A 14,155-nucleotide genomic window follows, 5' to 3' on the forward strand; every position below is an offset into this window, starting at 1 on the left:
AGAAGATGTGCCGGAGACCAGCCCCCGCCCGCTGCGGGCGGATGCCCTGCGCAACCGCGAGCGGCTGCTGGAGGCCGCGATCCAGGCGTTTTCCCGCCCCGGGCCGGAGGTAACGCTCGACGCCATCGCCCGGGAGGCCGGGGTGGGCATCGGCACCCTCTACCGTCACTTCCCCACCCGCGAGGCGCTGATCGAGGCGGCGTACCGCAACGAGCTGGGCAAACTCTGCGATGCCGCGTTGGACCTGCTCGACCAGCTACCGCCGGACCGGGCGCTACGGGGCTGGATGTCCCGGTTCATCGACTACCTCGCCACCAAGCGCGGGATGGCCGACGCCCTGCGGCTGGTGATCGCCGCCGGCACCAACCCGTTCGCGCAGAGCCGGGACCGGCTACTGGAGGCGCTCGACCGGCTGCTGGCCGCCGGCGCCGCGGCCGGCACCGTACGGGCCGACGTCGACGCCGCAGACGTGCTTGTCAGCCTGAGCGGGATCTCCCTGGCCGCTGGCGAGCGCGCCCAGGCCGACCGGCTGCTCGACCTGCTCATGGACGGTCTGCGGCACCGTCGAGCCGGCTGACCTGTTCCGGCCTCCGGTGATGCCGGACGCTGCCAGAGTGGGACCGTGGGCGGCTACCGGCGGCGTGGGCGACTGGGGCCCGCCGTCCCGATCGCCCCCGGTGCCCGGGTGGACAAATTCGAGGTCTTCTTCGATCTGGTCTTCGTCTTCTCGTTCTTCATCATCACGCGGGCGACCGCCGCGAACATCTCCGGCCGGCAGCTCCTGCACGCCGGCCTGGTGCTCGCCGTGCTCTGGTGGATCTGGGTGGTGCACAGCCTGGTCGCCACCCGGGTCCGGCTCGGCGAGGGCTACGTGCCGGTGCTCATGGTGATCGCCATGGCCGCCCTGTTCGCGTTCGCGCTGGCGCTGCCGCAGGCTTTCACCGACCCGAAGCGCGGCACCGCCGGACCGATGCTGGTGGCCATCAGCTACGTCGTGGTCCGGGGCATCCACATGATCTTGTACCAGCATGTGGTGCGGGACAGCCCGCAGGAGCGCCGACAGCTACGCCGGTTCGCCCCGGAGCTGGCGGCGAGCATCGTCCTGCTGCTGGCCGCCGCGCTGGTGCCGCCACTGATCGCCGAGCCCGATCAGGCCGCGATGGTCCGCGACGCCCTGTGGATCGCCGTGGTGCTGGTCCAGTACGCCACCGGCTTCATCGTCGGCACCTGGGGCTGGGGGGTGACCAGCGCCGAGCACTGGACGGAGCGCTACGACCTCATCCTGATCATCGCGCTGGGCGAGTCCGTGATCTCCGTGGGCGTCGGCGGCAACCTGCTCGTCGGCAAGCCGGTCACCTGGCCGGCGGTGGCCGCCGCCTCGCTCGGAATCTTCTTCACCGCCGCCCTGTGGTGGGCGCACTTCGACTTCATCGGCCCGGCCGCCCGGATCGCCCTGCACGCGGCGGAGGGCGGCCCCCGGGTGGCGATGGCCCGCGACGCGTACGCGTACCTCTACCTGCCGATGATCGCCGCGGTGATCCTCTTCTCCATCGGTAGCGAGGAGATCCTGCACCAGATCACCGACCCGGCCGGCGGGCCCGCGCAACGGATCGAGGGGCCCGCCGTGCCGATGCTATTCGGCGGGGTGATCTGTTACCTCGCCGCGAACATGCTGTTCCAACTGCGCACCCTGCACACCGTCACCTGGACCCGGGTCGGGGTGCTGGTGGTGCTGGCGGCGGCCCTGCCGATCGGGCAGCACCTGCCGGCGCTGGGCGCGCTCACCCTCCTCACCGCGATCTGCGTCGGGCTGGTGGCCGTCGAGGTGCTGGTGATGTCGGAGTCGCGGCACGCGCTGCGGTCCGCCGTCTTTCAGGAACGGACCGTCCACGAGGCCCACGAGGCCGACTTCCGGGCCGACTGGCACCTCAAGGAGCCCGACGAGCCGACCACGCCGTGACCCCGCCCGGATAGGCTACGGCTCAGCGTCGCGGTGCACCCGGCACGAAGGCCGCCGTGGGCATGGAGGCGCGGGGACAGCATGGGACGAACGTGCACCCACCCGATTCACCGGCCGGCCGGCTCGCCGCCGTCGGCAATCAGATGATCGAGATCCACCTCTGGCTCGGCGCGGAGCTGGCCCGCCTCCGGGCGAGCCTCGACGCCGACGGCCCCGGCGAGGCCCGCCCGTCGCGGGATTTGCGGGCCCACTGCCTGACCTTCTGTGCCGCGCTCGGCCGGCACCACACCGGTGAGGACGACGGCGCGTTCCGGCTGCTGGCCGACCAGGTCCCCGAACTGCGCCCGGTCCTCGCCAACCTGATCGCCGACCACGAGGTGGTCGCGGGGATCCTGGGCCGGGTCGAGGAGCTGCTGGGCGATCCCACGCCGGTGCCGGTGGCCCGGCTGCGCGCCGAGCTGGACGGGCTGGCCGCGCTGCTGGAGTCGCACTTCCGGTACGAGGAGAAGAGGCTGGTCACCGCGCTCAACGCGCTCACCGGTCGGCCCGGGACGGTCGAGGAACTCCTCGGCCTGGCCGCGCCCCCCGTCGGCTGACGCCTGTCTCCCCTCGGCAGAACCGGCGCTTGCGCACTGGCCGGGAGGCTCGGTGGACGGCAGGCTTGACCCATGGTCACCTTCTCGATCCAGGCGAGCCCGTCCGACGCCGCCGGCTGGTGTGAGCTGGCCCGCCGGGCGGAGTCGGCCGGCTACGACGCGCTGCTGGTCGGCGACCACCCGGGCGTGGTCGCCGCGCCGTTCGTCGCGCTGGCCGCCGCCGCGTCGGTCACCTCGACGCTCGGACTCGGCTCGTACGTCGCCAACGCCGGCGTCCGGGAGCCGGCGCTGCTCGCCACCGACGTGGCCACCCTCGACCTGGTCTCCGGCGGGCGGGCCCGGCTCGGCATCGGCGCCGGCCACACCCCGATCGAGTGGCGGGCGGTGGGGCGGGAGCGCCCGGACGTCGCCGGCCGGGTGCGTCGCTGCATCGCGGTGGCCGAGGCGGTGCGGGCGCTGCTGGCCGGCGAGGAGGTCACGGTCGACACCGCCGACCTGGCGGTGCACGCCGCGCGACTGGACCGGCCCCGACCGGTGCAGCCGCGGATCCCGTTGACGGTGGGCACGGCCAACACCGACCTGCTGCGCTGGGCCGGGGCGCACGCCGACGTGGTCGGGCTCAGCGGCTTCGGTCGTACTCTCGCCGACGGCCACGGCCACGACGTGCGCTGGCGGGCCGCGGAGATCGAGGCGCAACTGGCCGCGGTCGCGGCCGGCGCGGCCGGGCGGGACGCCCCGCCCGCGCTGGAGGCGCTGGTGCAGCGGGTGGTGGTGGGCGACGACGCGGAGGCTGCCGCCGCGCACACCGCCGAGGAGACCGGCCTGACCGTCGACGAGCTGCTCGCCACCCCGTTCGTGCTGATCGGCACCGCGGACGAGATCGTCGCGGCGGTGGCCGCGCACCGGCGGCGCTGGGGCGTGACCCGCTACGTGGTCCGGGCCGACGCGCTCGATCCGCTGGCCCCTCTGCTCCCCCGGCTGGCCGCCATCACCTGAGGGCCTCCGGCACCGGGCGGGTGGCCTACCCGCCCTCCGACACCGATCCGGGCAGCTGCTCGTAGAAGCGGATCTTCTCCCGCAGGTGGTCGTACTGGCGCTGGAGCAGGCGCATCTGCTCCTCGACCCGCACCGCGTGCCGTTCCAGCAGCTCACGCCGCTCGTCGGCGGTGTGCTCGCCCTCCCGGGCCAGCTGCGCGTAACGGCACATCTGGGCGATCGGCATCCCGGTGTCGCGCAGGCAGCGGAACAACACCAGCCAGCCGAGGTCGTCGTCGGTGAAGACCCGCTGGCCGCCCGACGTGCGGCTCACGTCGGCGAGCAGGCCGATCTTCTCGTAGTACCGCAGGGTGTCCAGGCTGAAGCCGCTGCGCCGGGCGGCCTCCGCGGGGGCGTAACCGGTCTGCCCCGAGATGCTAGTGGTTGACCTGGAGCGCACTCCAGGTTGGAAGCTGACCGCATGACGACGACACGGACGCTCGGACGCAGCGGCATCGAGGTCAGCGCGATCGGGATGGGGTGCTGGGCGATCGGCGGCCCCCTGTGGGGCGACGGCGGGCAGCCGTTCGGCTGGGGCGAGGTGGACGACGACGAGTCGATCCGCACCATCCACCGCGCGCTCGACCTCGGGGTGACCCTGTTCGACACGGCCAGCAACTACGGCGCCGGGCACAGCGAGCGGATCCTCGGCCGGGGCCCTGACCGGCCGGCGGGACGACACGGTGATCGCCACCAAATTCGGCAACGCCAGCGAGGAGGCGACCCGTCGGGCGCTCGGCACCGACGCCAGCCCGGCCTTCGCGGTGCGCAGCCTGGAGGATTCACTGCGCCGGCTCGGCACCGACCACGTCGACCTCTACCAGCTGCACATCAACGAGCTGCCGGTGCCCGCCGCGCTCGACCTGGTCGGCACCCTGGAGGACCTGGTCGGCCAGGGCAAGATCCGGGCGTACGGCTGGAGCACCGACGACCCGGCCTCGGCGGAGGCGTTCGCGGCGGCCGGCGCGCACTGTGCCGCCATCCAGCATGACGAGTCGGTGCTGCGAGACAACGCGGCGGTGCTGGCGGTCTGCGACAGCTACGACCTGGCCAGCCTCAACCGGGGCCCGCTGGCGATGGGACTGCTCACCGGGTCGACCCGGGCGGTCGGCGCGGACGACGTACGCGGCCGGGCGCCCGAGTGGCTGCAGTGGTTCACCGACGGCCGGCCGACGCCGCGCTGGGCGGCCCGGGTCGAGCAGGTCCGTGCGGCGCTCACCGCCGACGGGCGCACCCTGGCCCAGGGCGCGCTCGGCTGGCTGCTGGCCCGCAGCCCGCGTACCGTGCCCATCCCCGGCCTGCGCACGGCGGCGCAGGCGGAGGAGAACCTGGCCACCCTGGCGCTCGGCCCGCTGAGCGCCGAGGCGTACGCCGAGGTGGAGCGGCTGCTGGCCGACCTGCGTCCGGCCCACGCGGCCTGACCACCGGGTCAGCTCACGCCCCGGGCGCCGTCAGCGGAAGTCGTCCGCGTGCTCGGCGGCCCACTGCCGGAACGTGCGCCCGGGGCGGCCGGTCACCTGCTCGACGTCCGGGGCGACCCAGCCGTTGCCGTCGGGATACCGCCCCATCTCCAGGAACCACTCGATCACCTCGGCCGGGTAGTGGTCCTTCCAGTGCGCGCGGGCCTGCTCCGGGGTCAGCTCGTCGAACCGCACCGGACGGCCGATCGCCTCGCCGATCATCCGGACCGCGTCCCGGCGGCGCACCGGATCCGGCCCGGTCGGCTGGTACACCCGGCCGGCGTGGCCATCCTCGGTGAGCGCGGCCACGATGACCGCGGCGATGTCCGCCTCGTGGACCAACGCGCTGTTCCAGTCCCCGAACGGCGCCCGCACCACCCCCTCGGTCCGGATGCCGGCCGCCCAGTCCCGGGTGTTCGCCATGAACTCGCCAGGAAAGACGTGCGTCCACTCCAGGCCCGAGTTCTCGACGGCCCGGTGCAGGGGCCGGTGGGGTGCCTCGATCGGGTCGTCGTCCGCCCGGCTCGGATCGTTGTGACCGAGGTGGGTGACCCGGCGGACGCCGGCCTGCCGGGCCAGCTCCAGGATCTCCGCACCGGTGGTCAGCGGCCCGTACCCGTCCATGGCGACCAGGTGCATGCGCGTCACGCCGCGCAGCGCCGGAGCCAGCGTGTGGGGCCTGGCGAAGTCGCCCGCCACCACCTCCACCCCGCTGGACAGCGCGGCGGCCGCCGGCGACGCGGGATCACGGGTCAGCGCGCGTACGTCGTGGCCGGCGGCCACCAGTTGCCGGACCAGGCTGCCTCCGACGGTCCCGGTCGCACCGGTCACCAGGATCGGCATGGTTCCTCCTCACGGTTCGCCCGACGGCGGGCACGGCGCGCCAACCCCGCCATTCGGGGGACGCACTCGGATGGCTCATGCTCAGCCGGATCGACGCCGGAAGCAATCGCGAACAACGCATTCACGTTTGCTTTGACCTGCGGAAACACGCCGGCCGCCGAATGCGCGGGGCAGCCTTTTTCGGCGCCCGGAACGCCCGTTGACCTGCGTTTCCACGCTTCCCGGGGGGATCCGCGCGGATTTTTTCGCCGGAGGCGCTCCGCGACCGGTGACGTCGGCCGCCCCACGCATCCGCCGGCGGCGTTCTGGGCGAAGATGTGGGCATGCGGATCCTTCTGGCCGGCGCGTCCGGCTTCCTCGGCACCCGGCTGGTCGCCCGGCTCTCGGCCGACGGGCACCAGGTCACCCGGCTGGTCCGCCGGCCGCCGCGCGATCCGCAGGAACGGCGCTGGGACCCCGCCGCCGGGCAGCTCGACCCGGCGGCGGTCGCGGGGTCGGACGCGGTAATCAACCTGGCCGGCGCCGGCGTCGGCGACAAGCGGTGGAACGGCGACTACCGGCGGTTGATCCGAACCAGCCGGGTGGACAGCACCAGCACGCTGGCGACCACCATCGCCGGCCTACCAGCCGCGGACCGGCCGCGGGTGCTGCTCAACTCCTCGGCCGTGGGCTGGTACGGCAACACCGGCGACCGGGTGGTGGAAGAGGACGCGCCGGCCGGCGAGGGGTTCCTGGCCGACGTCTGCCGGGTCTGGGAGGCCGCGACCCGGCCGGCCGAGGACGCCGGCGTACGCGTGGTGCGGCTGCGCATCGGCCTGCCGTTGCACCGTGACGGCGGGATGCTCAAGCCGCAGCTGCTGCCGATGCGACTGGGTATCTCCGGCCCGCTCGGCGGCGGCCGACAGTGGTGGCCCTGGATCTCGATGGCGGACTGGCTGCGGGCGGTGCTCTTCGTGCTCGACCGGGACGACGTCGCCGGGCCGGTCAACATGGTCGGTCCGGCCCCCTCGACCAACGCGGAGTTCACCCGCGAGCTCGCGCGGCAGCTGCACCGTCCGGCGATCATGCCCATCCCGGCACTGGCGCTGAAGGTGGTGCTCGGCGGGTTCGCCCACGAGGCTCTCACCAGCACCCGCGTCCTGCCGGCCGTGCTGACCCGGGCCGGTTTCACCTACCACCACCCCGACCTGCCCAGCGCCCTGCGCGCCGCGCTCACCGAGTGACGCGGAGAGGGCCCCTCCCGTCGGGTCGGGAAGGGCCCTCTCGTCGGGAGTGGGTCAGCAGCCGACGACCCAGTAGTTGGGGCCGGTCTGCTTGAGCGCACTGGTGTAGAAGGTGTTGTACAGGCCCATCCGCTGATTGGAGCCGTTCGCGTAGGCGTAGCCGCCGGACTGGTACGCCCGGCCGGCGCTGACGTGCGCGTAGTTGCTGGCGGTCACGCAGGTCGGCGGCGTGGTCGGGGTGGGGGTGGGGGTGGGGGTCGGCGTGACCGTCGGGGTGGGGGTGGTGCCGCCACCGCCGAGCCCGAAGAAGACCGCGTCGCGGTACGTCGAGCAGATGGTGTCCAGGAAGTACGCGGCGGTGCTGCCGCACTGCTCGGCGCCGGTGCCTGGGTCGACCGGCGTGCCGTGACCCATCCCGGAGACCCGGTAGAGCCGCACGTCGTCGTTGCCGTACACCTCCAGGCTGGTGCCGCCGGGCAGCGACGACGTGCTGCTCGGGGTCTGCGGGACCCCCCGCACGTTCGTCCACTGGTCGCGGGACTCCGCGCCGTTGAGCGGGGCGACCGTCGTGTCCGAGGTGCCGTGCCAGATGGCCACCCGGGGCCGCCGGCCGCTGTAGCCGGGGTACGCGCCGCGAACCAGGTCGCCCCAGGCGGCCGGCGTCCTGTCCGCGCCCGGGTTCATGCAGCTGAACGCGTTGACCATGCTGGTGGCGCAGCGGTAGGGGATGCCCGCGATGATCGATCCGGCGGCGAAGACGTCCGGGTAGGTGGCGAGCATGACCGAGCTCATCGCGGCGCCCGCCGAGAGGCCGCTGACGAACACCCTGGATCCGTCCACCCCGAAGATCGCCTTGGCGTGGTCGACCATCTGCTTGATCGACAGCGCCTCGCCCTGGCCCCGGGCCGTGTCCCCCGGCTCGAACCAGTTGAAGCAGCTGTTGGCGTTGTTGCCCGACGGTTGCTGCGGAACGATGAGGGCGAACCTCCACTGGTCGGCGTACTTCCGCCAGCCGGAGTTGGTGAAGTAGCCGGAGGCGTTCTGGGTACAGCCGTGCAGCAACACCACGGCGGGAGAGTTGGCCGGCAGGTTGTCCGGACGGTAGGCGTACATGGCGAGGTTGCCCGGGTTGGAGCCGAAGCCGGTGACCTGGGTCAGGCTGGCGGCCTGGGCGGGTGTCGCGAGGGCGACCGCACCGGCAGCGGCGAGGACGAGCCCGGCGACCGCACCGATCAGCCGGGTGAGGGTGGACGAGGAGCGGCGCACGGCGGCCTCCTGACGGGGCGGACTGTGAACTGGGTCACGGTCGAATTGCCGGAACGTTACGTCGATGTGTCGCCGCTATGACATGGGTCACCGTCACACATTCACGACGACCACTGTGTACGCCGGACCGTCGAGCCGTTAGGAAGGGTCCCCTCCTCTACCTCAGGCGATAACAAGGGTCCCCTCCTTGCATGTATGACCGGCCCGTCCAGGTCCGGTTGGTAACGTCCGCTGCGTGCCGTCCTCCCCGTCGCTGGCCACCGGGCCCGCACCCACGTCACCACCTCGCGCCGCCCGGGACCGCCGGGCCGACCTGATCGTCGTGCTGGTGGCGCTCGCGCTCGCGGTCTGGGTGACCAGTGGGCTGTGGCGGGACCCGAACGTCCGCACCATCACCGTCAACTCCAGCGACCAGGCGCTGTTCGAGTGGCTGCTCGCCTTCGGCGGGCACGCGGTCACGCACGGGGAGAACCCGCTCTTCACGTACCTGATCAACGTCCCGGACGGGGTCAACCTCGCGGTCAACACCTCGATCACGGTGTACGCGGTCGTCTTCGCCCCGCTCACGTACCTGATCGGGCCGCCGGCGACCTTCCTGGTGATCCTCACCCTCAACCTGTTCGCCACCGCGCTGGCGTGGTACTGGCTGCTCTCCCGGCACCTGGTCCGCAGCCGGCTGGCCGCCGGGATCGGCGGTGTGTTCATTGCCTACTCCCCCGGCATGGTCTCGCACGCCAACGCCCACCTGAACTGGACCGCCGGCTGGCTGGTGCCACTGCTGGTGTGGCGGCTGTTCGCGCTGCGCCGGCCCGGGCACTGGCTCCGGGACGGGGTGATCCTCGGCGTCCTGGTCGCGCTGGCCTTCTCGATCGCCGCCGAGGGCCTGTTCTTCACCGCGCTCGCGCTCGGCGTGTTCGTCGCCGTCTGGGCGCTGCACCCGACCCGTCGGGCCGAGGCCCGGGCCGCGCTGCCCACCTTCCTGCGCGGGCTCGGGGTGACCGCGGTGGTGGCGGGCGTGCTGCTGTCGTACCCGTTGTGGCTGCACTTCGCCGGCCCCCAACGGTTCCACGGCACCGGCTTCGATCCGGTGATCCACTCCGAGGACATCGCCGCGTTCGCCGCGTTCCCGCGCCGCTCGCTGGCCGGCGAGGCCGGGCTGGGCACCGCCCTGGCGCCGAACCCGACCGAGGAGAACTCGTTCTTCGGCATCCCCCTGCTGGTGCTCACCGTGATCTGCTTCGTCGCGCTCTGGCGGCGCGATGCCGCCCGCCGGGGCACCCTCTGGGCGCTGGGCGCCACCGCGCTGATCTTCACCGTGCTCTCCTTCGGGCCGGTGGCGAAGGTCAACGGACGACGCACCGACCTGCCGATGCCGTTCGACCTGCTCGGGCAACTACCGGTGGTGAACGCCGCGCTGCCCGCCCGGCTCTCCCTGGTCGTCGCGCCGGTGATCGGGGTGCTGCTGGCGTACGCGATCGACCAACTCCGGCACGATCCGCCCCGGTACCGCCCCACGGAGCTGGCCTGGGTGATCGGGTTCGCGGTGGCCCTGCTGCCGCTGCTGCCCACCCCGCTGCTGACCCACGAGCGGGAGCCCATCCCGCGGTTCATCACGGCCGGCACCTGGCGGGAGTACGTCTCGCCCGGCGGGGTGCTCACGCCGCTGCCGCTGCCCGTGGACATCTACCCGGACGGGCAGCGCTGGCAGGCGTACGCGCTGTCGCACCGGCAGGGTGAGTTCGCCATTCCGGGCGGCTTCTTCCTCGGCCCGGGTGGCCCGGACGGTCGCGGTCGGATCGGGCCGGTGCCCCGCACCCTGAGCGCGCTGATGGACCAGGCCGGCCGGACCGGGCTGGTGCCGATCGTCACCGACGGCACCATGCGGGAGGTCCAGGCCGACCTGCGGCTCTGGCGGATCGAGGCGGTTGTCCTCCCCGACCGGGTGCACGGTGCGAAGTTCGACGTCGACGAGGAGGCGGTCCGCCGCACCGCCACCGCCCTGTTCGGCGAGCCGCAACGGGTCGACGACGTCTGGGTCTGGCGCATCCCGCCGGCCTGACCGGCGCCCGGTCGCTGACCCCGTACAGGCGACGCGACCGACGGGACGACGACACGGGCAGCTGTCCCGTCTAATGGGGCGGTGCGAACGACCGGGAGCAGGCTCCGGCGCGGTGCGGCGCTGGCCGCGACGCTGGCTCTCGTAGCGCTGGGCGCGCCCGCGGCGACGGCCGCCGACGGCACGGCGGGCGCGGTGCCGACCCGCGTACACACGACCCATGGCTCTGGCAGGCCACCGTCGGTCAGCGACCGGCCGGCCCGGCCTCGCTGGTCTTCTTCACCTCCCGGACCCGCTACCTGAGGTCGACCGGCGTGCTGGTCGGCCGGGACGGCGGCTACCGGCTGATCCCGTTGCACGTCGGCGAGGGGCACGGGCTGCTCTCCCCGGACGGGCGGCACTACCTGCGGCCGGGCACCGGCGAGCTGCTGGACCTCACCACCGGCCGACAGCGCCGCACGCTGCCCACCGGGGTGCGGCCGCTGGCCTGGTCGCCGGACGGGCGGCAGGTGCTGGGCACCCACAGCAACGACGACCCGGTGATCAGCTACGGGTCGGACAACCAGCCGCTCAACGACCCGGAGAAGCCGGACGACCTGCTCGTCGTCGACCCGTACCGGGGCACCGAGCGGGTGGTCCGCGCCGGCACGTTCGCCGCTCACGCCGCCGCGGCCTGGTCACCCGCCGGCGACCTGGTGGCGGTGGCCGGCCCGCCCGACGAGGCCGCGCTGGTCGCCGAGCGCCAGCGGCTGGTGGTCGTCGATCCGGCCGGCGACCGACCGCGCTGGCAGGTCGACCTGGGCGAGCGGCGGATGCTGGCCGGCCCGGCCGCCTGGCACCCGGACGGCCGGTGGATCGCGCTGCTCGCCTTCGACGGCTGCGCAGGCCTCGGCTGCACGCCCGATCAGGCGGCGGCCCGCACCTGGCGGATCGAGTTCCTGGAGGCGGCCACCGGGCGAGTTGTCGGCCGACCGCTGCCGGTCGACGCCTCGACCACCCAGGTCGTCGGCTGGCGCGGCACCGACCCGGTGGTCCAGCGGGTGACCGCCGCCCAGCGGGACGACGACCGGCGCGCCATCCTCGCCGTGCTGTCGGCCGACGGCGGGCACGAGGTGCTGCTGACCGCGCCGGACGGAACGACGGACATCGCCGTGCCGGGCGACCTGCTGGCCAGGGCCGCGTTCGGCGGCCCGGAGCTCCGCCCGTCGCCGTTCGCCGCGCCGCTCTGGTGCTACCTGGCGCTGGCCGTGCCGTCGCTGCTCGCCGTCACCCTCCTCGTCCGCCACCGGCGTCGCCGGCGTGGTTCCGCCGCCGGCGCGGACCCCAGCCTGACGCCCCGCGGATCCGGCGTGACTCCCCGCGCGGACCCGGCCTGACGCCCGGCGCCTGAGACCTGGTGCGGGGGCGGCGGCCGGGGCTGGCGGCGCCCTGGTGAGGCGGCTCACCAGCGATCATTGCCGGTCACGGGACTAGGCTGAAGGGCGTGACGACGACGACCTCCGGCCTGACGGCCGTCCGCGCCGGCCTGCTCGAGTACCAGGCCGCCTGGGACGAGCAGCGCCGCCTGCACGAGTCGGTGGTGGCTGGCGAGCGCGGCGACACCGTGCTGCTGCTGGAGCACCCGAGCGTCTACACCGCGGGCAAGCGCACCGAGCCGTGGGACCGGCCGGTGGACGGCACCCCGGTCGTCGACGTGGACCGCGGCGGCAAGATCACCTGGCACGGGCCGGGGCAGCTCGTCGGCTACCCGATCCTCCGGCTGCCCGACCCGGTGGACGTGGTCGCCTACGTGCGCCGCACCGAGGAACTGCTGATCGACGTGTGCGCCGAGTTCGGGCTGGCCGCCGGTCGGGTCGAGGGGCGCAGCGGGGTCTGGGTGCCCGAGGACGACCGGGGGCCGGCCCGCAAGGTGGCCGCCATCGGCATCCGGGTCGCCCGGGGCGTCACCCTGCACGGCTTCTCGATCAACTGCGACTGCGACCTGACGCACTTCGACCGGATCGTGCCGTGCGGCATCCGCGACGCCGGCGTCACCTCGCTCACCGCCGAACTGGGCCGCCCGATCACCGTCGCCGACGTGCTCCCGGTCGTCGAGCGCCGACTGTCCACCCTCGTAGAGGCCTGACAACGCCACCCTCGCCGATGCGTGACAACGCCAGCCTCGTCGATCTAGGGACGATCGTCGCTGATTGATCTACAGACGCCGCGATTTTCCCTAGATCGACGAGTTGCCGGGCGCGCCGGGCGCGCGCGGCCGGCAGGGCGCGGGCCGGCCGGCGCGGCGGTGGTCAGGGGGTGAGGCGGTGTAGGTCACGGGGGAAGGCGGTGACCTCCCGGATGTTGGCCGCGCCGACCAGGCGGGCCACGAAGCGCTCCAGGCCGATGGCGAAGCCGCCGTGCGGCGGCATGCCGTGCCGGAACGCGTCCAGGTAGCCGGCGTACGGCTCGACCGGCTCTCCCCGGGCCGCCAGCGCCGCCAGGTAGTCGTCGTGCCGGTGCAGCCGCTGCCCGCCGGTGACCAGCTCCAGGCCCCGGAAGAGCAGGTCGAAGCCGTTGGAGTACGCCGGCTGGGCCGGGTCCGGGTGGGTGTAGAACGGTCGCTTCTTCATCGGGTAGCCGGTGACGAAGAGGAAGTCCGACCCGTGCTCGCGCCGGGCCCACTCCCCCAGCGCCCGTTCGTGGGCGGGCGCGAGGTCCGGCTCGTCGGCGGGCGCGCCGGCGATCGTCAGCGCCTCGGTGAAGTGCACCGCCGGGATCTGAGCCGGCACGGCCGGCACCTCGACGCCGAGCGTGGCCAGCGCGCCTCCGGCCCGCTCGCCGACCGTGCCCAGCATCCCGGCCAGGGTGTCCCGCAGCACGACCATCACGTCGCGGTGGTCGGCGATGAAGCCCAGCTCCACGTCGAGCGAGGTGTACTGCGCGAGGTGCCGGACAGTGTCGTGCGGTTCGGCCCGGAAGACCGGCCCCACCTCGTAGACCCGTTCGAAGACGCCGACCATCAGCTGCTTGTAGAACTGCGGCGACTGGGCCAGGTACGCGGGCCGGCCGAACCAGTCCAGCGCGAACACGTTCGCCCCGCTCTCCGTGGAGGAGCTGACCACCTTCGGCGTGTGGATCTCCACGAAGTCCCGGCCGTCGAGCGCGGCACGGAACCCGGCGACCGCCGCCGCCGAGATCCGCAGCGCCGCCGATCGGGTGGGGTGCCGCAGCGCGGTCGGCGCGTGGTCGAGCTGGGTGGGCAGGCTCGCGGTGAGCGCCGGCCGGTACAGGTCGAACGGCGGCGGCACGGCGGGCGGGCCGAGCGGACGTACCGTCGGGTCGGTCAGCTCGACCCCGGCGGGCGCCGTTTCGTTCGCGGTGACCGTCGCGGTGACCTCGACGACCGTCTCCTCGCTGAGTTTCTCCAGCTCGGCGCGGGCGGCCGGGTCGGTGACGACGACCTGGGCCAGGCCGGCGGCGTCCCGGACGATCAGGAAGGCCACCGACTTGAGCATTCGACGGCGGTGCACCCAGCCGGCGATCCGCACGGCCGCGCCGACCTGGGTGGGCAGTTGGTGGGACAGGGTTCGTTGCATGGCGGGCTGCTCCTCGGTCGATCGCCACGCCGTCGCCGCCCTGGGGTGGCGAAGCGTCGCATCAGCCCCAGGGAGGTGTGGGCGAGCGGGAACCTCGCGGTGCCACCACACCTTCGCCCCCGCCGGAGCAGGGGCCTCGTT

The 14,155-nt window shown here is 73.6% G+C and carries 12 protein-coding genes and 1 pseudogene; 9 read left to right on the forward strand and 4 right to left on the reverse strand.

Annotation, left to right across the window (positions count from 1 at the left end; translation table 11 throughout):
- The first annotated feature begins 7 nt into the window (after positions 1 to 7).
- The 4 genes from BUS84_RS15260 (at position 8) to BUS84_RS15275 (ending at position 3,552) form a co-directional block, all read left to right on the forward strand.
- Positions 8 to 577, forward strand: a complete 570-nt coding sequence (locus tag BUS84_RS15260) for a TetR/AcrR family transcriptional regulator (protein WP_074313223.1) — start codon at positions 8 to 10, stop codon at positions 575 to 577.
- Between the two features lie 45 nt (positions 578 to 622).
- The gene (locus BUS84_RS15265) at positions 623 to 1,960 is read left to right on the forward strand and encodes a low temperature requirement protein A (protein WP_074313225.1); all 1,338 of its coding nucleotides are present in this window, start codon (positions 623 to 625) and stop codon (positions 1,958 to 1,960) included.
- Positions 1,961 to 2,052: 92 nt separating this feature from the next.
- Positions 2,053 to 2,556 (forward strand): hemerythrin domain-containing protein, encoded by a 504-nt coding sequence (locus BUS84_RS15270; RefSeq protein ID WP_244298583.1) that lies wholly within the window; start codon positions 2,053 to 2,055, stop codon positions 2,554 to 2,556.
- A 72-nt stretch (positions 2,557 to 2,628) separates the two neighbouring features.
- A complete protein-coding gene (locus BUS84_RS15275) occupies positions 2,629 to 3,552 on the forward strand; it encodes an LLM class flavin-dependent oxidoreductase (RefSeq protein ID WP_074313229.1) in 924 nt (307 codons plus the stop codon).
- Positions 3,553 to 3,577: 25 nt separating this feature from the next.
- On the opposite strand, the gene BUS84_RS15280 is transcribed toward BUS84_RS15275, so the two are convergent.
- Positions 3,578 to 3,991 (reverse strand): MerR family transcriptional regulator, encoded by a 414-nt coding sequence (locus BUS84_RS15280; RefSeq protein WP_244298584.1) that lies wholly within the window; start codon positions 3,989 to 3,991, stop codon positions 3,578 to 3,580.
- A 21-nt stretch (positions 3,992 to 4,012) separates the two neighbouring features.
- On the opposite strand from BUS84_RS15280, the pseudogene BUS84_RS15285 reads away from it, so the two are divergent.
- Positions 4,013 to 5,012 (forward strand): annotated as a pseudogene (locus BUS84_RS15285) (aldo/keto reductase).
- A 30-nt stretch (positions 5,013 to 5,042) separates the two neighbouring features.
- Here the strand turns inward: BUS84_RS15285 and BUS84_RS15290 are convergent.
- Positions 5,043 to 5,894, reverse strand: coding sequence for an NmrA family NAD(P)-binding protein (locus BUS84_RS15290; RefSeq protein WP_074313231.1), 852 nt, complete (start codon positions 5,892 to 5,894; stop codon positions 5,043 to 5,045).
- Positions 5,895 to 6,217: 323 nt separating this feature from the next.
- Here BUS84_RS15290 and BUS84_RS15295 point away from each other — a divergent pair, with 323 nt between their 5' ends.
- A complete protein-coding gene (locus tag BUS84_RS15295) occupies positions 6,218 to 7,117 on the forward strand; it encodes a TIGR01777 family oxidoreductase (protein ID WP_074313233.1) in 900 nt (299 codons plus the stop codon).
- A gap of 54 nt (positions 7,118 to 7,171) precedes the next feature.
- On the opposite strand, the gene BUS84_RS15300 is transcribed toward BUS84_RS15295, so the two are convergent.
- The gene (locus tag BUS84_RS15300) at positions 7,172 to 8,383 is read right to left on the reverse strand and encodes an extracellular catalytic domain type 1 short-chain-length polyhydroxyalkanoate depolymerase (protein WP_074313235.1); all 1,212 of its coding nucleotides are present in this window, start codon (positions 8,381 to 8,383) and stop codon (positions 7,172 to 7,174) included.
- A 235-nt stretch (positions 8,384 to 8,618) separates the two neighbouring features.
- On the opposite strand from BUS84_RS15300, the gene BUS84_RS15305 reads away from it, so the two are divergent.
- From BUS84_RS15305 to lipB, 3 genes are all read left to right on the forward strand, one after another.
- Complete coding sequence (locus BUS84_RS15305; protein WP_074313237.1) at positions 8,619 to 10,442, forward strand: DUF6311 domain-containing protein; 1,824 nt, start codon at positions 8,619 to 8,621, stop codon at positions 10,440 to 10,442.
- Positions 10,443 to 10,753: 311 nt separating this feature from the next.
- Positions 10,754 to 11,815 (forward strand): hypothetical protein, encoded by a 1,062-nt coding sequence (locus tag BUS84_RS15310; protein WP_074313239.1) that lies wholly within the window; start codon positions 10,754 to 10,756, stop codon positions 11,813 to 11,815.
- 107 nt (positions 11,816 to 11,922) lie between these two features.
- Entirely contained in the window at positions 11,923 to 12,564 is a 642-nt protein-coding gene (gene lipB / locus BUS84_RS15315; RefSeq protein WP_074313241.1) for a lipoyl(octanoyl) transferase LipB, read from the forward strand.
- Between the two features lie 163 nt (positions 12,565 to 12,727).
- Here lipB and aspS read toward each other — a convergent pair whose 3' ends face one another.
- On the reverse strand, positions 12,728 to 14,014 hold the full coding sequence (gene aspS / locus BUS84_RS15320) for an aspartate--tRNA(Asn) ligase (RefSeq protein ID WP_074313243.1): 1,287 nt from the start codon (positions 14,012 to 14,014) through the stop codon (positions 12,728 to 12,730).
- Positions 14,015 to 14,155: the final 141 nt, after the last annotated feature.

Source organism: Micromonospora cremea, from assembly GCF_900143515.1.
Classification (GTDB): domain Bacteria; phylum Actinomycetota; class Actinomycetes; order Mycobacteriales; family Micromonosporaceae; genus Micromonospora; species Micromonospora cremea.

What these genes read in the sequence shown, in the direction of transcription:
- BUS84_RS15290 (WP_074313231.1), bottom strand. Translation starts at nt 5,894, where the DNA reads ATGCCGATCCTGGTGACCGGTGCGACCGGGACCGTCGGAGGCAGCCTG.
- aspS (WP_074313243.1), bottom strand. Translation starts at nt 14,014, where the DNA reads ATGCAACGAACCCTGTCCCACCAACTGCCCACCCAGGTCGGCGCGGCC.
- BUS84_RS15295 (WP_074313233.1), top strand. Translation starts at nt 6,218, where the DNA reads ATGCGGATCCTTCTGGCCGGCGCGTCCGGCTTCCTCGGCACCCGGCTG.
- BUS84_RS15275 (WP_074313229.1), top strand. Translation starts at nt 2,629, where the DNA reads ATGGTCACCTTCTCGATCCAGGCGAGCCCGTCCGACGCCGCCGGCTGG.